At 73.6% G+C, this 22,504-nt stretch carries 25 protein-coding genes; 9 read left to right on the top strand and 16 right to left on the bottom strand.

The annotated features are described in order from the left end of the window. Nucleotides 1-151: 151 nt before the first annotated feature. Nucleotides 152-3,067, bottom strand: a complete 2,916-nt coding sequence (locus BLV05_RS11765; RefSeq protein WP_046768540.1) for an ATP-binding protein — start codon at nucleotides 3,065-3,067, stop codon at nucleotides 152-154. A gap of 173 nt (nucleotides 3,068-3,240) precedes the next feature. Then, on the bottom strand, nucleotides 3,241-3,441 hold the full coding sequence (locus BLV05_RS11760) for a cold-shock protein (RefSeq protein WP_046768541.1): 201 nt from the start codon (nucleotides 3,439-3,441) through the stop codon (nucleotides 3,241-3,243). A gap of 247 nt (nucleotides 3,442-3,688) precedes the next feature. Between BLV05_RS11760 and BLV05_RS11755 the strand changes: the two genes are divergently transcribed. From BLV05_RS11755 to BLV05_RS11745, 3 genes are all read left to right on the top strand, one after another. Further along, nucleotides 3,689-4,183: a MarR family winged helix-turn-helix transcriptional regulator gene (locus BLV05_RS11755; protein WP_046768542.1), complete on the top strand. Its 495-nt coding sequence runs from the start codon at nucleotides 3,689-3,691 to the stop codon at nucleotides 4,181-4,183. Nucleotides 4,184-4,764: 581 nt separating this feature from the next. Beyond that, the gene (locus BLV05_RS11750; RefSeq protein ID WP_157524241.1) at nucleotides 4,765-5,070 is read left to right on the top strand and encodes a hypothetical protein; all 306 of its coding nucleotides are present in this window, start codon (nucleotides 4,765-4,767) and stop codon (nucleotides 5,068-5,070) included. 15 nt (nucleotides 5,071-5,085) lie between these two features. Then, nucleotides 5,086-5,826: a class I SAM-dependent methyltransferase gene (locus tag BLV05_RS11745; protein WP_046768544.1), complete on the top strand. Its 741-nt coding sequence runs from the start codon at nucleotides 5,086-5,088 to the stop codon at nucleotides 5,824-5,826. Here BLV05_RS11745 and BLV05_RS11740 read toward each other — a convergent pair. After that, nucleotides 5,804-6,466, bottom strand: a complete 663-nt coding sequence (locus BLV05_RS11740) for a GntR family transcriptional regulator (protein ID WP_046768545.1) — start codon at nucleotides 6,464-6,466, stop codon at nucleotides 5,804-5,806. The genes BLV05_RS11745 and BLV05_RS11740 overlap by 23 nt on opposite strands. A 37-nt stretch (nucleotides 6,467-6,503) precedes the next feature. After that, a complete protein-coding gene (locus BLV05_RS11735; protein ID WP_046768546.1) occupies nucleotides 6,504-7,829 on the bottom strand; it encodes an FAD-binding oxidoreductase in 1,326 nt (441 codons plus the stop codon). Nucleotides 7,830-7,875: 46 nt separating this feature from the next. On the opposite strand from BLV05_RS11735, the gene pdxR reads away from it, so the two are divergent. The 3 genes from pdxR to BLV05_RS11720 all read left to right on the top strand — a co-directional run bounded on the left by pdxR (nucleotide 7,876) and on the right by BLV05_RS11720 (nucleotide 10,749). Continuing rightward, nucleotides 7,876-9,288 (top strand): MocR-like pyridoxine biosynthesis transcription factor PdxR, encoded by a 1,413-nt coding sequence (gene pdxR / locus BLV05_RS11730; protein ID WP_046768547.1) that lies wholly within the window; start codon nucleotides 7,876-7,878, stop codon nucleotides 9,286-9,288. A 343-nt stretch (nucleotides 9,289-9,631) separates the two neighbouring features. Further along, nucleotides 9,632-10,123, top strand: a complete 492-nt coding sequence (locus BLV05_RS11725; protein WP_046768548.1) for a MarR family winged helix-turn-helix transcriptional regulator — start codon at nucleotides 9,632-9,634, stop codon at nucleotides 10,121-10,123. Continuing rightward, on the top strand, nucleotides 10,120-10,749 hold the full coding sequence (locus BLV05_RS11720; protein ID WP_046768549.1) for a hypothetical protein: 630 nt from the start codon (nucleotides 10,120-10,122) through the stop codon (nucleotides 10,747-10,749). Before BLV05_RS11725 ends, BLV05_RS11720 begins: the two co-directional genes overlap by 4 nt. On the opposite strand, the gene BLV05_RS11715 is transcribed toward BLV05_RS11720, so the two are convergent. The 6 genes from BLV05_RS11715 to BLV05_RS11690 form a co-directional block, all read right to left on the bottom strand. Continuing rightward, nucleotides 10,739-11,725: an NAD(P)-dependent alcohol dehydrogenase gene (locus BLV05_RS11715; protein WP_046768550.1), complete on the bottom strand. Its 987-nt coding sequence runs from the start codon at nucleotides 11,723-11,725 to the stop codon at nucleotides 10,739-10,741. The genes BLV05_RS11720 and BLV05_RS11715 overlap by 11 nt on opposite strands. 168 nt (nucleotides 11,726-11,893) lie before the next feature. Then, nucleotides 11,894-12,106: a hypothetical protein gene (locus BLV05_RS11710; RefSeq protein WP_046768551.1), complete on the bottom strand. Its 213-nt coding sequence runs from the start codon at nucleotides 12,104-12,106 to the stop codon at nucleotides 11,894-11,896. Further along, entirely contained in the window at nucleotides 12,103-12,498 is a 396-nt protein-coding gene (locus tag BLV05_RS11705) for an SRPBCC family protein (protein WP_046768552.1), read from the bottom strand. Before BLV05_RS11705 ends, BLV05_RS11710 begins: the two co-directional genes overlap by 4 nt. Beyond that, the gene (locus BLV05_RS11700) at nucleotides 12,495-12,833 is read right to left on the bottom strand and encodes an ArsR/SmtB family transcription factor (RefSeq protein ID WP_046768553.1); all 339 of its coding nucleotides are present in this window, start codon (nucleotides 12,831-12,833) and stop codon (nucleotides 12,495-12,497) included. Before BLV05_RS11700 ends, BLV05_RS11705 begins: the two co-directional genes overlap by 4 nt. 39 nt (nucleotides 12,834-12,872) lie before the next feature. Beyond that, complete coding sequence (locus BLV05_RS11695; protein WP_046768554.1) at nucleotides 12,873-13,586, bottom strand: TetR/AcrR family transcriptional regulator C-terminal domain-containing protein; 714 nt, start codon at nucleotides 13,584-13,586, stop codon at nucleotides 12,873-12,875. Nucleotides 13,587-13,606: 20 nt separating this feature from the next. Continuing rightward, nucleotides 13,607-13,876, bottom strand: a complete 270-nt coding sequence (locus BLV05_RS11690; RefSeq protein WP_052762402.1) for a MarR family winged helix-turn-helix transcriptional regulator — start codon at nucleotides 13,874-13,876, stop codon at nucleotides 13,607-13,609. Between the two features lie 10 nt (nucleotides 13,877-13,886). On the opposite strand from BLV05_RS11690, the gene BLV05_RS11685 reads away from it, so the two are divergent. Then, complete coding sequence (locus tag BLV05_RS11685) at nucleotides 13,887-14,189, top strand: cupin domain-containing protein (protein WP_152690725.1); 303 nt, start codon at nucleotides 13,887-13,889, stop codon at nucleotides 14,187-14,189. Here BLV05_RS11685 and BLV05_RS11680 read toward each other — a convergent pair. Continuing rightward, the gene (locus tag BLV05_RS11680; protein WP_046768555.1) at nucleotides 14,173-15,171 is read right to left on the bottom strand and encodes a zinc-dependent alcohol dehydrogenase family protein; all 999 of its coding nucleotides are present in this window, start codon (nucleotides 15,169-15,171) and stop codon (nucleotides 14,173-14,175) included. The two genes, BLV05_RS11685 and BLV05_RS11680, sit on opposite strands and share 17 nt — an antisense overlap. 57 nt (nucleotides 15,172-15,228) lie before the next feature. On the opposite strand from BLV05_RS11680, the gene BLV05_RS11675 reads away from it, so the two are divergent. Further along, nucleotides 15,229-15,537 (top strand): ArsR/SmtB family transcription factor, encoded by a 309-nt coding sequence (locus BLV05_RS11675; RefSeq protein WP_046768556.1) that lies wholly within the window; start codon nucleotides 15,229-15,231, stop codon nucleotides 15,535-15,537. On the opposite strand, the gene BLV05_RS11670 is transcribed toward BLV05_RS11675, so the two are convergent. The 4 genes from BLV05_RS11670 to BLV05_RS11655 form a co-directional block, all read right to left on the bottom strand. Next, complete coding sequence (locus BLV05_RS11670) at nucleotides 15,527-16,633, bottom strand: EstA family serine hydrolase (RefSeq protein WP_046768557.1); 1,107 nt, start codon at nucleotides 16,631-16,633, stop codon at nucleotides 15,527-15,529. The two genes, BLV05_RS11675 and BLV05_RS11670, sit on opposite strands and share 11 nt — an antisense overlap. Further along, nucleotides 16,623-17,093 carry a hypothetical protein gene (locus tag BLV05_RS11665; RefSeq protein WP_046768558.1) on the bottom strand — a complete coding sequence of 157 codons (471 nt, stop codon included), beginning with the start codon at nucleotides 17,091-17,093 and terminating at the stop codon, nucleotides 16,623-16,625. The genes BLV05_RS11670 and BLV05_RS11665 overlap by 11 nt, the downstream gene beginning before the upstream one ends. 46 nt (nucleotides 17,094-17,139) lie before the next feature. Further along, nucleotides 17,140-17,802, bottom strand: coding sequence for a hypothetical protein (locus tag BLV05_RS11660; protein WP_052762404.1), 663 nt, complete (start codon nucleotides 17,800-17,802; stop codon nucleotides 17,140-17,142). Between the two features lie 75 nt (nucleotides 17,803-17,877). Further along, nucleotides 17,878-21,384, bottom strand: coding sequence for a metallophosphoesterase (locus BLV05_RS11655; protein WP_046768561.1), 3,507 nt, complete (start codon nucleotides 21,382-21,384; stop codon nucleotides 17,878-17,880). A 4-nt stretch (nucleotides 21,385-21,388) separates the two neighbouring features. Here BLV05_RS11655 and BLV05_RS35735 point away from each other — a divergent pair, with 4 nt between their 5' ends. Next, nucleotides 21,389-21,556, top strand: a complete 168-nt coding sequence (locus tag BLV05_RS35735) for a hypothetical protein (protein ID WP_157524240.1) — start codon at nucleotides 21,389-21,391, stop codon at nucleotides 21,554-21,556. 18 nt (nucleotides 21,557-21,574) lie between these two features. On the opposite strand, the gene BLV05_RS11650 is transcribed toward BLV05_RS35735, so the two are convergent. Next, nucleotides 21,575-22,489: an IS982 family transposase gene (locus tag BLV05_RS11650; RefSeq protein ID WP_157524382.1), complete on the bottom strand. Its 915-nt coding sequence runs from the start codon at nucleotides 22,487-22,489 to the stop codon at nucleotides 21,575-21,577. Between the last annotated feature and the right edge of the window lie 15 nt (nucleotides 22,490-22,504).

The raw sequence follows: 22,504 nt of genomic DNA, 5'->3' as shown, positions 1-22,504 counted from the left end.
GCGATTGGGCGAATCACCCATTTATGTGCCCCGCCGCGTCAGAGCGGCTCCCAGCGCTCCCCGTCGGCGGGCTCGGGCTCCTCGGCGGACGCGGCCTCGTCGGCGTCGTCGGGGTCGGACGGATCGGTGACGTGCATGACGTCACCGTCGGTCACGCCGAGCCGGGTTCGCGAGTGGGCAGATCACCCATCTTTTCCGCCACCGCGACCGCGAGCGCCGTGCGCGACGCGACGCCGAGCTTGCGCATCGCGGCGCTGAGGTGCCGGTCGACGGTGCGCGGGGACAGGAACAGCGCCTCGGCGACCTGCCGGTTCGTCAGGCCCTGCGTGACCAGCCGGGCGACCTCCAGCTCACGCGGCGACAACTGGTCGCCGTAGCCGCGCCGGCCGCCGCGCCAGGCCCGGGCGACGTCGACGCCGTGGGCGCGCAGCACCTGGGCGACGCGGTCGGCGTCCCACCGGGCGCCGAGGTCGCTCAGCCGCCGCTGCACCGTGCCGAGCAGCTCCAGCGCGGCGGCGCCCGGCAGCAGCGCCAGCGCCTGACGTTCCAGCGCGAGCAGCTCCTGATAAGGACGGGGCAGCTCGGCCCACGCCGCGGCGGCCGCGCCGAACAGCTCCGCGGCGTCCTGGGCGGAGCCGGCGACGATGCCCCGGCAGACCAGCAGCGCCGCCTGCGGGGCCGGCGAGGCGAGGTCCCCCAGCCCGGCGGCGAACCGCTCGGTCAGCTCCGCCGCCTCGTCGCCGCGTCCGGCCCGCACCAGCGCGTCCGCGTGCACCGGCGCCAGCTCGGTCGCCCATAGCCAGATGCCCTTGCGCACGACCATCGTCATCGCCGGCTCGGTGACCCGCAGCGCGTCGGCGACGGCGTCGTCGGCGAGGAACAGCCGGCCCAGCGCCCCGGCCGGCCCCGTCTGAACGTCGACCAGCCCGCGCCGCACCGCTTCGGCGACGACCACCCGGAACTGGTCGGCGGCGTCGTCGCGGCGGCCGGCGGCGAGGTCCAGCAGGCCGAGGATCATCCGCGCCTCGAGCAGCGCCTCCGGCAGCGTGTCGGCGGACCCGGCCAGTTCGGTGACCCGCACCGCCAGCCCGTCCCAGACGCCGCCGTGCCAGTCGAGGTTGGCCCGGGTGATCAGGGCGGAGTTCACCAGCCGCTGGTACCCGGTCGCGGCGAGCAGGTCGACGGCGCCGTCCAGCTGCCGCCCGGCGACCGCGTCGCGGCCCCATCCGATGGCGGTGTGCCCGACGTTCATCCGGCAGCGGCCCAGCTGGCGGCGCTCGAACAGGCTGTCCGCCGCGGCGGCGTCGACCTCCTCGGCCGCGGCCCAGCCGGCCTCGTCGCCCATCATCAGCAGCGCGCTGGCGCGATCGACCGCGAGCCAGGTCTGCTCCTCGGCCGGGACCTGCGGGAACAGTGCGGTGGCGCGGTCGAGCCAGTCGCGGTGCCGGCCGACCGGCCAGACCTGCCCGCGCGGGTGCGACAGTGAGATCATCGCCCGCACCGCCAGCTCCGGCCGGCCGGCCAGCTCACCGGCCGCGGTCTCGACGTGCTCGATGCCGGTGTCGAAGTCGCCGAGCTGCAGCCACAGCCGTCCGACCAGCAGCCGGATCTCGCCGCGACGGTCGGCCGGCAGCTCCGGCCGGGCGAGTGCCGCCGCCAGTGTCTCGGCGACCACCAGCGCCAGCTCGCCGAGCGCGGCGACGCCCCAGGTGGCGGCCTGGCCGAGCTTGTGCGCCAGCCGGGCCTCCCGGTCCGGCGGGTGGGCGGCGGCCGTGAGCAGGTCGTTCAGCAGGACAACGGCGGCGCGGTCCTCGCCGGCCTCCAGCGCGAGGTCGGCGGCGGCCTCGGCGTGCTTGCTCCACGCGGGGACGTCGCCGGCCTCGCGGAAGTGCCGGCTCAGCCGCAGCACGGGCGGGGTCGGCAGCTCCTGCAGCGCCGCGGCGGCCTGGCCGTGCAGCAGCCGCCGCTCGGACACCGGCAGCGCCTCCTCCACCGCCCGCGACGCCAGCACGTGCCGGCAGACGAACCGGCCCGGCGACGCCTCGCGCAGCAGGCCCGACGTCAGCGCCGCGGCCAGCCCCGCCCGCGCGTCGTCGCCGGCCAGCCCCGCGACGCGGGCAAGCAGGACGCCGTCGGCCGGCTCGGTCAGGACGGCGGCGGCCTCGAGGAGGCGCCGGGCCGAGGGCGGCAGCCGCTCGACCCGCTCCAGCACGGAGTCGCGCACCGTCGGCGGCACCTGCAGGTCGTCGACAGCGCGGCGGGACCACTCGCCGCCGCGCCGGACGATGTCGCCGCGTTCGCGCAGCAGCGACAGGCTCTCCTCCAGGGCGAGCGGCACGCCCTCGGTGCGGCGGTGCAGGAACGAGACGAACTCGGCCGAGATGTCGTCGGTGGCGAACATCGACGCGACCAGCGCGGTGGTCTCGCCGACCGTCAGCGGCTCCAGCGCCAGCTCGAGCCGGCGCAGGCCGGCCGGCGGGCGCGCGGTGAGCCGCAGCAGCGGCGACGCGGCCGGGACGTCGGTGCCGCGGTAGGTGACGACCAGGCTGAGGTCGTGCTCCGTCGCCCCGACCAGCAGCGGCAGGAACTCCAGCGTCGCGGCGTCGGCCCAGTGCGCGTCCTCCAGCACCAGCACCTCGATGCCGGACCGCTCGACCAGCTCGGCCAGTGCGCGGAACAGCCGGTGCCGGGTCGAGCTGGGGTCCTCCAGCGGCGCCAGCGCCGGCGGCAGGTGCTCGGCCCACTCCGGGAACAGCGGCCGCAGCGCCCCCGCCAGCGGGCTCAGCGCCACCCCGTCGACCGGCAGCCGATGCAGCGCGTCGACCAGTGGTCCCAGCGGGAACGGCTCGGCCAGCGGCGGGCAGGCCGCCACCAGCGTCGTCGACGGGTCCAGCGCGGCCAGCGCCTCCTGCACCAGGCGGGTCTTGCCGATGCCGGCCTCGCCCTCGACCAGTACGAACGCCGGCTCCCGCGATCCGGCGAGAGCGGTCGTCAGCGCGGACAGCTCGCGCTCGCGTCCGACGAAGGCGACGAGCGGCGCGGCGGTGTCGGTGTGCTGACCTACCACCGATCCTCCCGCCGCCGGCCACCGCTGCTCGTCCGCCCCACCGCTTCCAGTCAGCGTAGAGCAGCGGCGGCCGCGCGCGGCGCGGGGTCGAGAGGACGCGACGAGGGGCCGGCACTGGTGTGTGCCGGCCCCTCTGGGCGTTCAGCGGTTCGCAGGCGTCGCCTGCGGCGGGATCAGAGCGCGCGGACGCGCGTGGCCTGCGGGCCCTTCGGACCCTGCGCCAGCTCGAACTCCACCCGCTGGTTCTCCTCGAGGCTGCGGAAGCCCTCGCTGTCGATCTCGGAGTGGTGGACGAACACGTCAGGCCCGTCCTCGCGAGCGATGAAGCCGAAGCCCTTCTCCGCGTTGAACCACTTGACAGTTCCCTGAGTCATTTCTGCTCCTTGCAGGGCTGGATCTGGGCACCGCACCGTGCGGTAGGCCCTGGCCGGTCATCGACGACGCAACTTCTCCAGCAAACCTGAAGGCAGTAGCGCGCCCGCAACAGAAGTCCTTGCGAGCGTGCGGACACACGAACACAAAACTGCGGCCGAGCGTTACAACCCGCCCGGGGTCGAATCCATTCCCGCCGTTCGTCACTGGTGGTTTCATGGTCCGGAGGAGGTCCAGGAAGGGGGGATCGTGACCGAGCAGACCAACACCAGCGGTGCGCTGGGCCGCAGCGTCCACGCCGTCGAGCCGGCCGGCACGCAGGCGCTCGAGTTCGCCGACGCGCTCATGGCGTTCCTGTCGGCGTCGCGGCGCACGCGAGGGCGGCTGCAGCCGCTGTTCGACGACATCACCGTGCCGCAGCTGGTCCTCCTCGACGCCATCGAGGAGTGCGGCGCGGACGGCGTCGGCGCGGTGGCGGAACTGACCGGCCTCAGCCAGCCGACGGTCACCCGCAGCGCCGGCGCCCTCGTCCGCGACGGCCTCGTCCGATACAGCCAGGCCGACGGCGACGGCCGTCGCCGGGTGCTCGAACTCACCGAGCGCGGCAGCACCCTGCTGACCGCCAAACGCGCCGTCGTCGCCGGTCATCTGGCCGGTGCCTGGGACAACCTCTCCCCCGCCGAGCAGGCCCTCGTGGTGCCGCTGCTCCGCCACCTCACCGAACTCGTCGACAAGCTGTTCTGACACACGCCGTGCCCCCGGCCCGGTTGGTGTCCTGGGTGTGAGGCGCGTCCTGGCTGTGACGCGCGCTTGCGGGCTCGGATTGGCCGTTCGGCGCGCCTCAGACCCAGGACGCGCGTCAGACCCAGGACCACGCGGCTGGCGTCTGGTCTGGTGTCACGTCCTGGTCCTGTGTCACGCGTGGATGCCTGGTAAGCGTTTGCCGGCGTAACGGTGGACCAGGACGTCACCTGAGACCAGCACGCGCCGAGATTGGTGGTGGGCTGTGCCTGCTCTTCCCCCATCCCCTGATGGCTGCCAGTTCTTAGGCCGCGGGCCTGCGGGTCAAGCGGTCATCGTCGCGCGAAGCGCTCCGTAGTCCGCTTGAGGCGCGGGTGCGCGGCTAAGAGAAGGGGCAGCAGGGGGACGCCCCGCTGGGCAACTCCCCGGCGAACCTCCCACCTCGGACACTCGATCTGCGTGAGTGACTAGTCACAGAGCTGTTCCTGCTATATAAATCGGCGTAACCTAGAAGTGACGAGCCGTTCGCTCTGGGTAAGACGGATGGTGAGTACCGCAGCCGCAATGACGCGGAGGTGAGCAACATGAGCTACGGGTCCGCACACCTCATGACTGCGATGCTCGACGGGTTGCGCTATGTCCTGTGGGTCGTCGTCAGCGGGTTCGCCGTGGTCGGCGCCGCATTCTATGGCGGGGCCGGGGTGGCGTCCGTCTGGCAGAAGGCGGGTCCACCGGCCCGCCGGCGCAAGGACGAGGTGGCCCGCGAGGCCGCCGAGGGCATCGCCGAGATCGAGGCCTACCTGGCCGGGCAGGAGCCCGGCGCCGAGCCGCCGGAACCGCCACCGGCGCCACGCCGGAAACGCCCACCGGCCTCGGGCGAGGCCGCTTGATGCGACCATTCGGCCATGACCGAGGAGTATCGGTTCTACGGTGACCTCGCCGGCTGGTGGCCGCTGATCTCGCCGCCCGGCGAGTACGCCGACGACGCCGCGTTCGCGGCGAGCGCGCTGGAGTCCGCCAGCGTCCCCGTCCGGGACGTGCTCGAGCTGGGCAGCGGCGGCGGGCACAACGCCGTCCACCTCAAGCGCCGGTTCGCGCTGACGCTGGTCGACCTGTCGCCGCCGATGCTCGACGTGTCGCGCCGGCTGAACCCGGAGTGCGAGCACGTCGAGGGCGACATGCGCGAGCTGCGCCTGGGCCGCGCGTTCGACGCGGTGTTCGTGCACGACGCCGTCGACTACATGCTGACCGAGGACGACCTGGGGCGGACGGTCGAGACGGCGTTCGCGCACTGCCGGCCGGGCGGCGCCGCGGTGTTCGTCCCGGACCACACCGCGGAGACGTTCGAGGAGAGCACCGAGCACGGCGGTGCCGACGGCGACGACGGGCGCGGCGCGCGGTTCCTCGGGTGGACGTGGGACCCGGACCCGGACGACACGTGGGTGCGGACGGAGTACGTGCTGCTGCTGCGCGAGCCTGACGGCAGCACTCAGACGGTGCACGAGACGCACCGCACCGGCATCTTCAGCCGCGACGTGTGGCACCGGCTGCTGACCGGCGCCGGGTTCGAGCCGCTGGTGCTGACCCGCAGCGACGGCGCTGACGACGCGCCGCGCGACCTGTTCATCGGCCACCGTCCGGCCTGACCAGCGCCCGCTCGTAGGCCGCGACGGAGCGCCGGACGTGCGCCCGCGACGCCCGCTCGGCCGCGACCGGGTCGCCGGCGGCGATGGCGGCCGTGATCGCCTCGTGCTCGCGCAGCGTCCGCCCGATCCCGCCGGACGGCCGGCCCGACCACGCGAGCCGGACCTGGCCGCTGAGGTTGTCGGCCACCCGGGCCAGCCGCCCGTTGCCGGACGCGTGCCAGATGGCCCGGTGGAACTCGGCGTCGAGGTCGCGCAGGCCGGCGAGGTCGCCGCTGCCGCCGTGCTCGCGCTGCTTCGCCAGCAGCGGGTCGAGCACGGTCCGGACGAACTCGGCGGCGGACGGCGACCGGGCCACCCGCCGCGCGGCGACGCCGTCGAGCATCTCGCGCAGCTCGTAGATCTCCAGCATGTCCCGCAGGCCGACCTGCGGCACGTGGAAGCCGCGGTGCGGGATCGCGACGAGGAAGCCGTCGCGCTCGAGCGCGGCCAACGCGGACTTGATCGGCGTGGCGGACAGCCCGAGCCGCTCGGACAGCAGCCGCACGATCAGCTTCGTCCCGGGCGGCAGCTCGCCGTCCACGATCAGGGCGCGGATGTCACCGTAGGCGGACTGCGCCAGGGTCCGCTCGTCGTTGGGCACACGGCATGATGGCACCGGGGCCGGACACTGGCCGCCGTCACGACCGCGCGGCCGGCGCGATGTTGTGGTTGAGGTGGAAGACGTTCTCCGGGTCGTAGGCCGTCTTCACCGTCGTCAGCCGGTCCAGCTTCGCCGGCCGGTACGCGCGGCGCACACCGGCGGCGCCCTCGTCGCTGAGCGCGTTGACGTACGCGCCGCTGGAGAACGGCTCGATCGCGGCGGCGGTCCGGCGCGCGACGGCCATCCGCTCGGCGTCCTCGGCGGGGTCGTCCCACCGGGAGGCGGCGACGTACTCGAAGGCGGCGTCGCGCTGGCTGAAGGCGGCGTCGTCGTCGGGCACGTCGGCGATGGCGCCGCCGTAGGCCTGCAGGCTGATGCCCATGTCGACGCCGCCGTGCTCGACCATCGCGTCGATCGCCTCGTCGGGCAGCCCGCGCACGTAGTGGCCCTTCCAGTAGCGGCGGAACGCGTGCCCCTCCGGGGAGTCCTCGCGGGTCTGCAGCTCGACGTAGGACAGCTCGCCGACGTTCTCCGTCACCGGCACGCCCAGCGAGCGCAGCGGCGGCAGCAGGTCCGCCGCGTGCTCGGTGTCCCCCGCCCACACGTAGCCGACGGTGGCCAGCCCGCGGCCCATCGACGCGGTGAAGGTCGCCTGACGGGGCGCCTCGGCGCTGAGGTCGCGCCAGCCGCGCAGCACCGCGGCGGCGGCGTCCAGCGGGTAGGTCAGTTCGGCGACGTACGCGCGGGTGCCGACGGGGTGCAGCTGGAACTCGAACTCGGTGACGATGCCGAAGTTGCCGCCGCCGCCGCGCAGCCCCCAGTACAGGTCGGGGTGCTCGTCGCGGCTGGCCCGCAGCCGCTCGCCGGACGCCGTCACCACCTCGTAGGACACGACGTTGTCGCAGCTCAGGCCGTACTGACGGGCGAGCCAGCCCATGCCGCCGCCGAGCGTGAGCCCGCCGACGCCGGTGTGCGAGACGTTGCCGGCGGTGGTGGCGAGGCCGTGCTGCTGTGCCGCGATGTCCAGCGCGCCGAGCAGGGCGCCACCTTGCACACGGGCCCGCCGGGTGGCCGGGTCGACCGTGACCGCGCCCATCGGCGTCAGGTCGATCATCAGGCCGTCGTCCGGCACCGAGATGCCCAGCACGCTGTGACCGCCGCAGCGGACGCCAATCTCGAGGCCCTGTTCGCGGGCCAGCCGGATCGCGGCGGCGACGTCGTCGGGGCCGGCGCAGCGGACGATCATCCGCGGCCGGCGGTCGACCATGGCGTTCCAGACCGTCCGCATGCGGTCGTAGTGCTCGTCGCCCGGCAGCACCAGGCGGTCGCCGAGCTCATCACGGAGTCGCGCTGTCGTCGTCATGTGCCGAGCATCACAGTGACCGGTCCGCGCGATAAGGTCCAATAGCATGGCGGGACTCCAGACCAATTCCGCCGGCGAGAGCCTGCTCGTGACGCTCGACCGCGACAGCGGCGAGCCGCTGCACCGGCAGCTCGCGGCGGCCGTACGCGACGGCGTCCGGTCCGGCCGGCTGCGCCGCGGCACCACACTTCCACCCACCCGCCGCCTGGCCGGCGAGCTGGGCGTGTCCCGCGGCGTCGTCGTCGAGGCGTACCAGCAGCTGGTCTCAGAGGGCTACCTGACCAGCCGGACCGGCGGGTACACCGAGGTCGCCGCGACGCCGGCCGCCCAGCCCGTGCCGTCCGCACCGGCCGCGCCTGCCGCGCCCGCCGTCGACTTCGGCTACGGCCGCTACGACGTCTCGAACTTCCCGCGGGCCGCGTGGCTGCGGTCGATCCGCCGGGCCTACGCCCAGGCGCCGAACGAACGGTTCGGGTACCTCACCGGCCGCGGCGTGCCGGAGCTGCACGAGGCGCTGGCCGACTATCTCAACCGGGTCCGCGGCACCGCGGCGTTCCCCGACACCGTCGTCGTCAGCAACGGCTACGCCCAGGGCATCGCGCTGACGGCCCAGGTGCTGGCCGCCCGCGGCGCCCGCCGCATCGCGGTCGAGGACCCGTCCGCCGACGACGACCTGCGCCCGCTGGCCCGGACCATGGGGCTGGACGTGGTCGGCGTGCCGGTCGACGACGACGGTGTGCGCATCGACGTGCTCGACGGCGTCGACGCCGACGCGCTGGTCCTGACGCCGACGCACCAGTGGCCGACCGGCGCGGTGCTGTCGGCGCCGCGCCGGGCCGCCGTGCTGCGCTGGGCGGCCGCGCGAGGTGCGCTGGTCGTCGAGGACGACTACGACGCCGAGTACCGCTACGACCGCTCCCCTGTCGGCACGATGCAGGGCCTGGCGCCCGACCTCGTCGCCTACTCCGGGACGGCAAGCAAGACGCTGGCGCCCGGGCTGCGGCTCGGCTGGCTGGTGCTGCCGCGGTCGCTGGTCGACGAGGTCGCCGAGGCGAAGCTGCTGGCCGACCGCGGCTCGCCGGTGCTCGACCAGCTGGCCTTCGCCGACTTCCTGGCGCACGGCGAGTTCGACCGGCACCTGCGCCGCATGCGGCCGATCTACCGGCGCCGGCGCGACGTGCTGCTGGCGGCGCTGGCCGCCCTGCTGCCGGAGCTGGAGCCCGCGGGGATCTCCGCCGGGCTGCACCTGGTCGCCTGGTTGCCCGACGGCGTCGACGAGGCGACGGTCGTGGCGGCGGCCGCCCGGCGTGGCGTGCGGGTGAACGGAGTGACGCCATACCGGCTTTCTCCGGCGGAGCGCGGCGGTTTGATCTTCGGCTATTCCGCCCTGAACGAACGCGTAGTCGCAGACGGAGTCGCGAGGCTGGCCACCGCGTTTGCGGACGTTCGCCGGAAATGATCTCCGCGGGCGCGGCCGACGCACGAGGCGGCGAGCCGTCAACGGGCGCCCGACGGCAGACCCGCTGGTCCAGGACGCGCGCCCATGATTTTCTGGATCCAGATGCGCGAAGGGCATCTATGGGTTATCGTTGATTCCCGAGCCGCCCTGCCGTTTTGCCCCCCAAATTGGCAGGGTGGCCCTTTTTATGCCTCGAGCATTTCGCCGGGCACCTAAACCTCTCTATGCCGTGACATCTGTCACACCATTCTCCGACCCTTTCCCGGGCCTAATTCGGTCGTTTGATCACCAGGCCGCCGTGCGCTACTCTTGAAGCATCGACACAGTGAAGGCGCATCACGAAATGACGAGTCTGCAGAAGCACACCGAGGCGCTCGGGCGCATCCTCGAGCTGGTCATCGTCGTCAGCGACGACATGACCCGCACGCTGGCCGCACAGGGCCTCAGCGACGCCCGGGCGCACCTGCTCTGGGAGCTGCACGAGCGCGGCCCGTCGACCCAGCGGGTGCTCGCCGACGCACTGCGGGTCAGCGCGCGCAACATCACCGGGCTGGTCGACGCGCTGGTCGCCACGGGCTTCGTCACCCGCGAGCCGCACCCCACCGACCGCCGGGCCACGCTCGTGACGTTCACCGAGCACGGTGCCGCCATGACCGCCGCCATGGAGCGCGACCAGCACGAGTTCGCCCGCATCCTCTTCGCCGACATGCCCGACGAACGCCTGGCCGCGCTGGTCGACGGGCTCGACGACGTGCTGGCGCGGCTGCGGGCCCACGGCGTGTCCGTCGAGGCCGCCCGCAAGGCCACCGACCCCGAGAGCGAGGCCGGCCCATGACCGAGACGACCAAGCCCGCCGAGGGCGCCACCCTCTTCCAGAAGGCGGCCGCCTTCGAGGCGGGCGTGTGGCGCAGCCTCTACGTCTGGCTGGCCCGGCGCCCGCGGGTGCCCGAGCCCGGCGCCACGCCGTTCGGCTACCTCGAGCCGGTCTCGCTGATCCTCTGGGTGTTCATCATCGGGTCCGCGATCGAGGTGCTGGTCGTCCACTTCATCATCCCGTGGCCGGTCGTGCAGATCATCGCTCTGGTCCTCGGCCTGTGGGGGCTGATCTGGATGCTCGGCTACGCCGCCGCGCTGCTGGTGCACCCGCACGCTGCCGGCCCGACCGGGCTGTGGGTGCGCAACGGGTCGACGGTCGACATCGCGCTGCGCTGGTCCGACATCGACGCCATCCGCATCCAGAAGCGCACGCTGCCCGAGTCGAAGACCGTCCAGGTCGCCGACGGCGACGACGGCGATGTCCTGCAGATCGCGGTGTCCAGCCAGCTCAACGTGCACCTCGTGCTGTTCGAGCCGATGACGGTCCAGTTGCTGAACGGGCCGGTGACCTTCACCGAGCTGCGCTTCTACGCCGACGACCCGAAGGGCCTGGTCGTCCTGGCCCGCGAGCACCTCAGAGCGTGACGACGACCTTGCCGCGGGCGTGCCCCTCCTCGGAGTACCGCAGCGCGTCCGGGAGCTCGGCGTACGGGTAGCTGCGGTCGATGACGGGGACCACCCGCCCGTCGTCCAGGTACTCCGTCAGCGTCAGCAGGTTCGCCCGCCGGTGCCGGCCGCCGACGACGTCGGTCACGACGATCCGCTGCGATACGACGGCGCCGAGCGCGACCGCGGCGAATGTCCGCCCGGCCGGCGACAGCCAGCGCCCGGCCGGCCCGCCGACGACGACCAGCGCGCCGTCGTGCGTCAGGACCCGCCGGAACGCCCGGACCGGGTGCCCGCCGGCGATGTCGACGACGAGGTCGAAGGTGCGCCCGCCGCTGGTGACGTCGGTCGTGGTGTGGTCGACGACGTCGGCGGCGCCGAGCTCCCGGACGAGGCCGGCGTTGCGGCCGCTGCACACGCCGGTGACCTCGGCGCCCATCGCCACCGCCAGCTGGACCGCGAACGTGCCGACGCCGCCCGACGCGCCGTTGACCAGCACTCGCTGCCCGGACCGCAGCCGGCCGTCGTCGCGGACCGCCAGCAGCGCCGTGACGGCCGCCAGCGGGACCGCGGCCGCCTGCTCGAACGACAGCGTGCCAGGCAGTGGCGCGAGGTCGGCGGCCGGGACGCACGCGTACTCGCCGAAACCGCCGCCGGCGACCAGGGCGAACACCGCGTCGCCGGGCGCGAAGCCGGTGACGTCGCGGCCGACGGCGGCCACCTCGCCCGCGATGTCGGCACCGAGGATCTCGATGCCCGGCCGGCGCAACCCGAGCAAGCCCGGAATGAGCCGGGCGATCCGCGGCTCGCCGCGGAGGAGGTGCCAGTCGTAGGGCTGTACGGACGTGGCGCGGACCCGGACCAGCACCTCGTCGTCGCCGGGGACCGGCGTCGCGACGTCGGCCAGCTCGAGGTCGTCGGGGGAACCGTACGCACGAACGACGAACGCCTTCATCGCGCTCTCCTGACCAGCGTTTCTTACGCCGTAAGGTGACCTTACGACGTAAGGTAGCGGCCGCGCACGAGCGTGTAAAGACCACGGACGGGATGGCTGAGGGATCGGTGCTGCTCTGACAACTGTCCAGCCCTGGCGACCCGGATCCCTCAACCATCGGACCGCCGGCTACGAGGTGGTGGGCAGTTTGGTGGGGCCAGGGCACCACCAAACTGCCACCACGGGGACCACCTCGCCGCGGCGGACGAACGGGCCGATCGCGTCGTACAGCACGAGATCGTCGTCGTAGTCGGCGGCCGCTGTGGCGGCGTCCCGGCGGCCGAACGCCCGGGTTCGGGTCTCCAGCAGCTCCCGGATCTGCCGGTCGCTGTCGGCCGTCATCGCTGGGCCACCTGACGACCGAGGGCGTCCAGCCAGTCGCCGGTGCCCTGCTCGCGCCACTCGGGCTGTTCCTGGTCGTCCAGGAAGGTGCCCTGTTCGGTGAGCACCAGGCGGGTCCCGTCGCCGTCACGGACGAACCGCACGGTGGTCAGCGACACGGTCGTCGGGGACGATGTGTGGTGTTCGCTCCTCGCGACGAGATCGGCCCCGTCGCCGCCGTGTACGGCCTCGGTGCCGCCGACCCGGAAGTCCAGCGAGTAGCGGCCGTCCTCGGCCGCGAACCACTTCGCCTTCGTGTCGCGGTCGGACCACGCCGCGAAGACCGCGGCAGGCGTTGCGGCGTAGGTCCGCTCCAGCGTGAACGTGCTGTGCTTCACCGAATGGTCGGTCATGATCCTGGCTCCTTCGTCTGGTCGTCGAGGACCGCGCCGAGGCGGTCCAGGCGGTGCTCCCACGCCGTGCGCTGACGCTGCAACCACGCCTCGGCGTTGCGGAGGCCGGCCGGATCGATCTGGCAGGTACGGACCCGGCCGACCTTCTCCGACCGCACCAGCTCGCTGTCCTGCAGCACCTGGAGGTGCTGGACTGTCGCGGCGACGGTCACCCCGAGCTGGGCTGCCAACTCGCTCACGGTGGCCGGTCCGCGGGTCAGACGCTCGATGACGGCCCGCCGGTTACCGTCCGCAAGTGCGTGGAACACTCGGTCCGTCGCCTCACGCTTAAGCATGCACTTAACTTTAATCGCCGAGCCTGGAAAGTCAAGTGCTCACTTAAGTGAGTGCCAGGGGGAGCTCTCGCGCAGCCGGTCGAGACCGTCGAGCAGGAGGTCGAGGCCGAACTCGAACTCCGCCTGGTCGTCGCACCAGCCCAGCGTGGAGCCGGGGTCGTCGTGCGTGATCTCGGACAGCATGCCCACCAGGTGCGGCAGCCGCTCGGCGAACCCGGCCAGCTCGTCGCCCGCGCCGGACCCGTCGCCGGGGTCGAACAGCTCCTGGCTGAACCCGAGTGCCCGGCTGCCCAGGGCGTGCAGCGCGTGGTGGCCGAGGTCGTAGGAGAACCCGCCGTCGCGCATCAGCCCGAGCAGGCGGTCGTGGTAGACCAGGATCTCCGGGCTCATGGCCGCGCGGGTCTCGAACACGGCCGGCGCCCAGGGATGACGCAGCAGCACCTGGCGGGCGGCGAGGATGCGGCGGCGGACGGCGTTCTTCCACCGCGCGCCCGCCGACGGCACGTTCAGCGCGTCGACCACCTCGTTGATCTCGCGCGCGACGACGTCGGCGATGCCGTCGAGGACCTCGTCCTTGTTGGCCACGTGGTAGTAGAGCGACATGGCCTCGGCGCCGAGATCCTCGGCGAGGCGCCGCATGGTCAGCGCCGCGATGCCGCCCTCGTCGGCGATGCGGACGGCGGCCCGCAGCACGCGGTCGCGGCTCAGCGGGGCCCGGACCGGACCCGCCTCGGCGTCGGCCGCCACGAGCATCACCTCAGTCGAAATCGTACTCAGCCGAGCTCGATGATCCGGCGCAGGTCGGCTCGCAGCTCCTGCAGCCGGGCCGCGCCCAGCTCGCGGGCCAGCCGCAGCTCGATCTCGGGCACGGCACCCTGCGCGATCGCCACGACCTCGCGGCCCTTCGCCGTGGGCAGGACGAGCTTCGCCCGCCGGTCGGACGGGTCCGGCTCGCGCACCACGTAGCCGTGCGCCTCCAGGTGCTGGACGAGCTCGGCGGCGGCCTGCTTGGTGATCTGCGCCCGCTCGGCCAGCCGGCTCACCGTCGTGCCAGTGTCGTCGAGGTGCTGGAAGTGCGCTCAGACCGGCGGCCCGATCTTCGCCGTCGAGACCCGGATGCCGCCCGGCGGCGGCCCGCCCATCATGCACCGGCACGAGCCGGGCGAGATCTACCACGTCCTCTCGGGCGAGTTCAGTGGTGCACTCCCCGGCGCCCCGATGGAGGGCTTCATCCGCGCGGCCGCAGCCCTGGCCGCCGGCGGCGCCGAGCCGAGCATGGCCGACGTCCTCGACCTCGCACATCGCCACGGCATCGAGATGCTGGGCCCGTACGCCGAGGTCAGCGCGGCACCGTGAGCACGACCTTGCCGAACCGGTCGCCAGAGTCGAGGTAGCGGTGTGCCGCGACGACGTCGGCCAGCGGGAACAGGCGGTCGACGACGGCGCGGAAGGCGCCGTCGCGCAGGCCGGACGCGACGAAGGCGACCGCCCGGCGCAGCCGTTCGGCATCGCGGGTGATCTCGTGCACCGTGTAGGTGCGCACGTTCAGCGCCGGCATGCCCAGCTCGAACCCCGGGTACGGCGTCGGCCGGCCGCTCTGCGCGCCCCAGAGCAGCAGCGTCCCGCCGGCCGCGACGGCGCGGGCGAGGTCGACGACGCCCGGCCCGGCGACGGCGTCGAACACGGCCGCCGCGCCGCGCCCGCCGGTCAGCTCCAGCACGCGAGCGGCGACGTCCTCCTCGTCCGAGACGACGACTTCGGCCGCGCCCTCGGCCAGCAGCCGGCCGGCCTTGGCCCGGGTGCGGGTGACGGCGACGGGCGTGGCGCCCAGCCGCGCCGCGGTGTGCAGGGCGGCCAGCCCGATGCTGCTGGAGGCGGCCGTGACGACCGCGACGTCGCCCGGCCGCAGCCCGGTGACCTCGGCCATCGCGCCGTACGTCGTGAGGTACGGCATCCAGACCGCCGCGCCGGACACCGCGTCGACGCCGTCGGGGCGCGGCACCAGCGCCCGCGCCGGGACCACCGCACGCTCCGCGTAGACCCCGTAGTCGTTCTGCGAGAACGCCGGCACGACGCTCACCGCCTGCCCGGACGCGAGCCCCTCGACGCCCGGGCCGAGCCGCTCGACGACGCCGGAGGCCTCGGCGCCGAGCCGGGCCGGGAACGCCGCGGCCGCCTCGATGTACTGACCGCCGCGGAACAGCGCCTCGGCCCGGTTGACCCCGACGGCGTCGACGCGCACCAGCACCTCCCCCGGTCCCGGTTCACCGGCGTCGACGTGGTCGAGGCGGAGCACCTCGGGACCGCCGTACTCGTGGAACCGCACCGTCAGTGCCATGGCTCCCACTCTGCGCGCATTATTCGACGCGTGTCAAACTTCGACGGCCGTCGTACTATGGACCGCGTGAGCCGGACCCCGCCGCACCCCGAGGTGTCGCAGATCGCGCTGCAGCAGGTGCTCGAGGCCGTCGTCGACCCGGTCCGGCGCAGCATCGTCGCGCAGCTCGACGCCGCCGGCCACGACATCAAGTGCGGCGACTTCGACCTCCCGGTCAGCAAGTCGACCGCGACGCACCACTTCACCGTGCTGCGCGAGGCCGGGCTGATCCGCCAGTACTACGTCGGCACGGCCCGCCTGAACGCCCTGCGCCGCGCAGACCTCGACGAGGCGCTGCCCGGCCTGCTCGCCGCGATCACCCGCTGAACGCGTCGGCGACCAGCCGGTCGACGGTGGCCGCGGCGGTCCAGTCGACGCTGAACAGGTTGCGCAGGACGGCGACCGCGACGCCGGAGTCGATGTCGGCGTAGGCGGCCGACCCGTTCGCGCCGAGCGTGCCGAACACCGAGCCGGGTCGACTCGGCGCGCCGCCGGGCGGCCGGTGCGGGCCGAACCCGAACGCCCAGGCCGACGGCACATTCATCACCTCGTCCAGCCCTTCGTATGTGACCGCGGCGATCGTCGCCAGCCGCTCCGGCTCGACCAGCCGGACACCGTCGACCGGGCCGAGCAGCGCGCCGTACACGCGGGCCGCGCCGCCAGCGCTCATCGTGCCGATGGAGGGGATGTCCGAGGTCAGGACGTCGCGGCGGTTGGCGGCGTCGGCGTCGAAGAACAGGCCGGGCGGCAGGGCGCGGTCGGCCGGCGAGCCCGGCTTCGGCCGCGGCCGCGGGGTGGGCGGCCGGTGCTGGTGTGCCACCCGGCCCAGCAGCGGCTCGGGCACGCCGAAGTGCACGTCGCCGGCGACGCCGAGCGGCTCGGTCACCGCCTCGCGCAGCCACCACCTGATCGTCCGGCCGGTGGCGCGGCGCACGATCTCGCCGAGCAGGAAGCCGAAGGTCTGCGCGTGGTACCCGAACCGTGTCCCAGCCGGCCACCACGGCTCGGCGTCGGCGAGCACGGCGCACATGTGCTCCCAGTCGCACAGCTGCTCGACGGTGGTGTCGTACGGCGGCGCCGGCACGCCCGCGGTGTGCAGCAGCACGTGCCGCAACGTGATGTCGTCCTTGCCGTGCCGGGCGAACTCCGGCCAGACATCGGCGGCGCGCAGGTCGTACGTCAGCTCGCCGCGCTCGGCCAGCACATGCGCCACCGTGGACGCGATGCCCTTCACCGCCGACGCGGACCAGAACAGTGTGTCCGGCTCGACCGGCTCGGACCGCGCGGCGTCGCGCGTCCCCGCGACGGCGTCGACGACCAGTTCGCCGCGGTGCAGGACGGCCACCTGCAGGCCGACCTCGGCGCCGTCGCGCACGAGCCCGTCGATCGCCGCCTGGACGCGGTCCTGCAGCTCAGCCGTCATTCTGAGCGGGTTCCCTGGCCGCCCGGACAACGGCGACGGCGATCGCGCGGCAGCCGCCGGCCAGCGCCAGCCCGAGCCCGGCCGCCAGCAGCGGCAGGCCGAACCCGAACGGCATGCTGGCCAGGTAGTTCAGCGCCGACCCCTCGCTGACGTGCGAGAAGCTCGCCGCGACGACCGCCAGCGTGAAGACGCCCGCTCCCACCGTGCCGACAACGGCCCACATGGCGGCGGTGAGGCTGCGCGCGGCCCAGAGGCTCGCCACCACGGCAACCGCCAGGAAGGCAAGCGTCAGCAGCGTCCAGCCGCCGCCGGAGCTGAGGCTCGCGTACGCCCACCCGGAGTACGACCACGAGTAGCCGTCCTGGTGGAACCACGGCACCAGATAGCCCAGCACCGCCAGCAGCGACCCGCCCAGCAGCGCCGCGTCGGGCGCCGGGCGCAGGCTCTCGTCGGACTCCATGGGTCGGCAGCGTAGCGACGCCGGGCGAACACCAGGTGACGCCGCTTCAGCCGCCTGGAGCGAGGCGCTCGAACCGGAGCCGGGCGGTGAGCCAGTCGGGGTCCGTGGCGTCGGCGGCGATCTCCTCGTCGGCCAGCCGGTAGGGGTGGCCGGCGAAGAGCTCCTTCATCGCCCGGACCCACTCGTCGAGCAGCTGTCGCTTGGACCGTGGCGCCGAGAACCGCGGCAGGTAGACCGGCAGCCGCCGGTCCAGCTCGGCCCGGTGGTGGGTGAGCGACTCCGCCAGCAGCACGACGTCCCGGTGCGGCGGGTCCCACGGGCCGAACCCCGGGCTGGGAGGGCGCCGGTGGTCGGCGTCGCCCCGGCCGCCGCCACCTCGTCCGCCGGGCCGGCGCCGGCGAGCGAGGTCGGCGCGGAGCTGGTCGATGTCGGTCCGTTCGAACCTCAGCCGGGCGACGAGCCGGCGCGCGTCCTCAGGATCGGGGCCGACGTACTCCTCGACCAGCCGGTAGGGCAGGGCGGCGTAGAACTCCGTGATGCCGCGGATCCACGGCTCGAGGTCGTCCGGCCGGGTCGACGGCACGCCGGCGCCGAAGCTGCTGCGCCAGGCCATCACCCCGTCCGCCAGGTGCGCCCTGGTGCGCGCCAGCGACCGCTCCGGGTCCGGCACGCCGCCGTGGTCGTCGCCGTCCCACCCGGCCATCCGCATGTCAGGACTGTCCTCGCCCCGGGCGGGGCGAGGCAAGACCCGGGTGGCCGCTGTTCACGGCGCCGATGTCCGGCGTTACCGCAGCACGGGCCGGCCCTTGGTGGCGTCGAAGGTCCAGACGGTGGCGAAGTCCCAGCCCATGGCCTCGTAGGTCGCCTGGCTGGCCGCCTCGGCGGCGGTGCGGGTGGCGCCGTTCAGGGTGTCCGGGCCGGTCGCCGGGACCGACTGCGTCCCCGCGACGACCGCCTCGGACGCGGCGTTGCCGGCCAGCGTCGCCGTGTTGCCGGCCAGCACCCGGGCCACGACGCGGTGGGCGTAGCCGGTGGCGACGACCCGGGAGTTGAGCGCCATGCTGTCGCGCAGCGTCGTGCCGGTGTAGGCGTAGCCGCTGATGCCGCCGGCGTTCGCGTCGCCGACGACCTCGACGTGGCCGGTGGCGTAGACGCGCTCGGTGAGCGAGCCGACGCCGGTGATGCCGGCGACGCCGCCGGCCTGCCGGGTGTCGACGGCGTAGACGTCGGCCGTGGAGTAGCTGTCGCGCAGCTGTCCGTACGAGTACCCCACCACCCCGCCGACGGTGGAGCCGCCGACGATCAGGCCGGACGTCGTGACGCGCTCGACGACGCCGTGGCTGGTGTTGACGAGGATGCCGACGTTCGCCGCGGCGGTCTCGACGGCGGCACCGTCCACGGACACCGAGTGCACCCGGCCGCCGGCCGCCACCAGCGGGAACAGCCCGCCCGACGGCGACGTGAACCCGGTCAGCCGGTGGCCGGCGCCGTCGAGCTCGCCGGTGAACCCGGTCCGCGCGACGGTGAGCCCGGGGCGCCCGCTCAGGTCGAGGTCGGCCGCCAGCCGGAACCGCTGCGCTGGGAACGCGGTGAGCTGTCCGAGGTCCGCGACCGACGACACCAGGTAGGCGCCGTCGTCATCCTGGGGCAGCGACGGCGTCCCCGGCTCCCCGGTCCCGGGCGGCACGTCCTCGGGGACGGCGCGCAGCACCGGCCGACGCCCCTCGGCGGACCAGGTCCAGACGGCGTCGAGGTCCCAGCCGAGCGTGTCGCGGTAGAACGCCGGGTCCTGGGTCTGCGCGACGGTCGCGGTGGCCCCCGCGAGGTTGGTCGCGGCCGGCGGGTCGAGGACCGTCTGCTTGGTGGCGACGACGCCCTCGGACGCCCAGTTGTTCTCCAGCGTCGCCGTGTTCCCGGCGAGCACCCGGCCCAGCACGCGGTGGGCGTAGTCGGGCGCGGTCACCGTCGGGTTCAGCGCGATGCTGTCGCGCAGCACGGTCCCCGTGTAGCCGTAGCCGGCCACGCCACCGGTGTTCCGGGTGGACGCGCCGACCGGCCCGCCCGCGTAGACCCGCTCGGTCGTCGACCCGGCCAGCGCGACGCCCACGGCGCCGCCGGCCTCGGTGCCGTAGCTCTGCACGCGGGCGGTCGAGTAGGCGTCGCGGAGCACCCCGGCGTTGTCGCCGACGATGCCGCCGGCCCGCGAGCCGGCCGTGACCAGGCCGGTCGTGTAGACCCGCTCGACGGTGCCGGCGTTGGTGTCGGCCAGGATGCCGCCCCGCGCGGTCGCGGTGGCGACGTCGGCGCCGACGATCGCGAGGTCGCGGACGGTGCCCTCGTTGACGCCGATCAGCCCGCCGGTCGTGCTGGTCAAGCCGGTCAGCGTGTGCCCGGCGCCGTCGAGGTCGCCGCTGAACTCGGCGATCCGCTCGACGGCGAGGCCGGTGAGGTCGACGTCGGCGGTCAGGCGGTACGACGCGTCCGGGTCGGTCTCGACCTTGCCGAGGTCGTCGGCGGAGTCGAGCAGGTATGGGTCGTCGGCGGTGCCGCTGCCGGCCAGCCCTTCCTGCAGGACCAGCGCAGGCCGCAGCTCCTCGTCCTTCCCCGGGCCGTCCCAGAAGTGCACCTTGACGGTGTCGTGCGCGCCCGCCGTCAGCTCCGGCTCGAACGCCACCCATTGCTCGGCGCCGCGCTCGTCCAGGTCCACCTCGACCAGGCGCGAGTCGAGCACCTGCTCACCGGCGGCGTCGTAGCGGACCGCCTCGACGGAGACGGAGCGCGGTGCGCCCGGGTGGCTGATCAGCCCGACGCCGTCCAGGACCCCGCCGTCGAGGGCCGCGTGGCTCACGTCCCACGTCCCCGACGGCCGCGTCAGGACGGTCTGGTCGACCAGCCGGCCGCCGACGGTGTACGTGCTCAGCTCCAGGCCGCGGCGGGTCACCCGCAGCGCCGTGCCCATCTGGGTGTCCTCGTCGTCGACGACGTCGGCCCACGGCTTCTCGGTGGCCGCGCCGAACGACGGGCCGGCCGGGCCGAGCGTCACGAACGTGGTCCCGCCGACCTCGGTCCGCGCGTAGACGTCGTCGTGGCCGCCGGCGTACACATCGACGCCCAGCCGCTCGAACAGCGCCGCGACCTCCTGCCGCCGCTCGCTCTGGCCCGGGCCGTCGGCGCCGGCGCTGCCGAAGAACGCCTCGTGCCCGACGACGACGTTCCACGGCCGGTCGGCGGCGTGGATGTCGTCGACCAGCCAGTCCAGCTGGGCCTCGAGGTCCTGGGCGGTGTTCAGCACGGCCACGTGCACGTCGCCGCGGTCGAACGAGTACGCCGTCTCGCCGATCGGGCCGCCGCCGGGCAGCGCGTACATGCTCGACGTGATCGCGTTGCGGTCCGGCGAGACCAGGTTGTACTCCAGGTCGCCGTCGCTCTCGGCGTCGCCGACGACCGGCGCGACCTGCAGGTCCAGGCCCGCGTAGACGTGGTCGAAGACGTCCTCCCAGTGCTCCCGGTGCACACCGCTCGCCACGAGGTCGCCGGTCTGCACGACGGTGTCGCCACCCGGCACCTGCGCGCGGACGGCGTCCAGCGCGCCGCGGAACAGCCCGAGCTCCTCCGGCGACCGGGACGCCGCGGCGAGGTCGCCGAGCAGGTAGATCGGCCGGTTCTGCCCGCCACCGGCGACGAACGAGCCGCGCACGTCCGACCAGGCCGCCTCGTCCAGAGCGCTCGGTGCCTCGCCGTCCACCGCGATACCGAAGCGGTACTCGTAGCGGGTGGTGTCGCGCAGCCCGGTCAGCTCGAACTCGTGGCTGCGCAGTGGCTGCCCGGTGACGGTGTCCTGGTAGACGCCGCCCGGCTTGCCGATCGTGTTGAGCTCGTAGGTCGTGTCGCCGGTGGACGTGAGCACCGGCGCGCTGCGCCAGATGCGGTGTCCAACTGGGCGGACCTGCGCGTACACCGTGCCGACCGTGGCGTCGGTGCTGACGCTGAGGCCGGCGGTCCCGGCCTCGGCGCCGACGGTCGCGACGCTGCCGAAGAACTGGAACACGCCGGCCGGGTCGGCGCCGTCCTGGCCGACCTGGAGGCGCAGCAGCTGCGCGCCGACGTTGCCGGCGGCGTCGGTCGCCTTCACGACGACGACGTGGTCGGAGAAGCCGCGCACGGTGAAGGCGCCGCCCTCGACCGGGACCAGGCCGTTGTCGTCCCACACCTCGTAGGTGACGGCGGGCTGCTCGCCGCTCTCGTCGGTCGCGCTCACCGGCGGCAGCGCGACGGTGTCGCCGTAGGCCACGGTCGTGGGCGCCGCCGGGTTGCACGACCAGGCGCTGCTGACCCCGCTGTACGTGGAGAACTTCCGCTTCGCCTACCGCGGCGACCGGTTCACCGGCTTCGACCCGTCGCCGTCGGACCTGCTCGGCATGGTCACCGGCTACTCGCTGTCCCAGGTCACGACGGTCGACTAGATGACCTATTCCAAGGGGTCAGTGGTCGTATGCGAGAAGGGATCGTTTGATCGGTTGGCCGGTGCGGTCGTTGTGCCAGATCGCCGCGGTCAGTGCCAGGACGCGTTGCGCGACGCGGACCCAGACCCCGGTCGGGGTGTGCCCGCCGTGTCGTTCCAGGTCCAGTTGGCCCTTGAACGTGTCGTTGATCGACTCGATGACCTGCCGCAACGGTTTGAAGAAGCGGACTCCGGCGCGTGGGCGTTCGCCCTTGCGGGCCGGGCGCAGCAGGTCCAGGCCGGCCTCGGCAAGCGCTGCTTCGAACTGGCGGCCGTAGTAGTTCTTGTCCGCGATCACGACCTGCCCGACGCGGGCGGTGCTCAGGTCGGGATCGGCGCCGAGCATGCCCAGCAGGGTCTGGCGTTCGTCGGCCTTCGCGCCGGTCAGGGCGAACCCGACCGGCAGCCCGTGCAGCGTGCACAGCAGGTGCAGCCGCAGTCCCCAGAAGAACCTGGAATGGGAGGCGCAGTAGCCGTACTCTGCCCACCCGGCCAGGTCCGAACGCTGCACCGTCTCCTTCGACCGGCCGCATTCGACCGGGGTGGAATCGACCACCCAGACGTCATCGGTCCACAAGCTGGTGTCGCGGGCCAGCGCCCCGACCAGCCAGCCGATCGTGTCGGCCAGCCGCCGCAGCCGCTTGTTGTAGCCGGGCTGCTGCGGCAAACACGGGAACAAATGCCGCAGGTGAGCGCGCGCATGACGCAGCCAGCGCGCTTCGGAGGTGAAGCCCAGCAGCGCCTGCATCACCGCCAACGTGACCAGCTCAGCGTCGCTGATCTTCGGTTCGATCCCCACCCGCGGCCGCCACGGCAACCGGTGCGGAGATTCGATCAACAGGTCATCGACCGTCACGTACAGTGCAGTCGCGAGGGTGTCCAGGTCTGTCTTCACAAACCGATCTTGGAC

It is taken from the genome of Jiangella alkaliphila, from assembly GCF_900105925.1.
GTDB lineage: Bacteria > Actinomycetota > Actinomycetes > Jiangellales > Jiangellaceae > Jiangella > Jiangella alkaliphila.
This window is presented reverse-complemented; position numbering and strand designations above follow the sequence as displayed.

Coding starts and splice junctions, on each gene's coding strand:
- BLV05_RS11760 (WP_046768541.1), bottom strand. CDS start 3,441: ATGACTCAGGGAACTGTCAAGTGGTTCAACGCGGAGAAGGGCTTCGGC.
- BLV05_RS11750 (WP_157524241.1), top strand. CDS start 4,765: ATGAGCTACGGGTCCGCACACCTCATGACTGCGATGCTCGACGGGTTG.
- BLV05_RS11745 (WP_046768544.1), top strand. CDS start 5,086: ATGACCGAGGAGTATCGGTTCTACGGTGACCTCGCCGGCTGGTGGCCG.
- BLV05_RS11735 (WP_046768546.1), bottom strand. CDS start 7,829: ATGACGACGACAGCGCGACTCCGTGATGAGCTCGGCGACCGCCTGGTG.
- pdxR (WP_046768547.1), top strand. CDS start 7,876: ATGGCGGGACTCCAGACCAATTCCGCCGGCGAGAGCCTGCTCGTGACG.
- BLV05_RS11725 (WP_046768548.1), top strand. CDS start 9,632: ATGACGAGTCTGCAGAAGCACACCGAGGCGCTCGGGCGCATCCTCGAG.
- BLV05_RS11720 (WP_046768549.1), top strand. CDS start 10,120: ATGACCGAGACGACCAAGCCCGCCGAGGGCGCCACCCTCTTCCAGAAG.
- BLV05_RS11715 (WP_046768550.1), bottom strand. CDS start 11,725: ATGAAGGCGTTCGTCGTTCGTGCGTACGGTTCCCCCGACGACCTCGAG.
- BLV05_RS11710 (WP_046768551.1), bottom strand. CDS start 12,106: ATGACGGCCGACAGCGACCGGCAGATCCGGGAGCTGCTGGAGACCCGA.
- BLV05_RS11705 (WP_046768552.1), bottom strand. CDS start 12,498: ATGACCGACCATTCGGTGAAGCACAGCACGTTCACGCTGGAGCGGACC.
- BLV05_RS11700 (WP_046768553.1), bottom strand. CDS start 12,833: ATGCTTAAGCGTGAGGCGACGGACCGAGTGTTCCACGCACTTGCGGAC.
- BLV05_RS11695 (WP_046768554.1), bottom strand. CDS start 13,586: ATGCTCGTGGCGGCCGACGCCGAGGCGGGTCCGGTCCGGGCCCCGCTG.
- BLV05_RS11680 (WP_046768555.1), bottom strand. CDS start 15,171: ATGGCACTGACGGTGCGGTTCCACGAGTACGGCGGTCCCGAGGTGCTC.
- BLV05_RS11675 (WP_046768556.1), top strand. CDS start 15,229: ATGGACCGCGTGAGCCGGACCCCGCCGCACCCCGAGGTGTCGCAGATC.
- BLV05_RS11670 (WP_046768557.1), bottom strand. CDS start 16,633: ATGACGGCTGAGCTGCAGGACCGCGTCCAGGCGGCGATCGACGGGCTC.
- BLV05_RS11665 (WP_046768558.1), bottom strand. CDS start 17,093: ATGGAGTCCGACGAGAGCCTGCGCCCGGCGCCCGACGCGGCGCTGCTG.
- BLV05_RS11660 (WP_052762404.1), bottom strand. CDS start 17,802: ATGCGGATGGCCGGGTGGGACGGCGACGACCACGGCGGCGTGCCGGAC.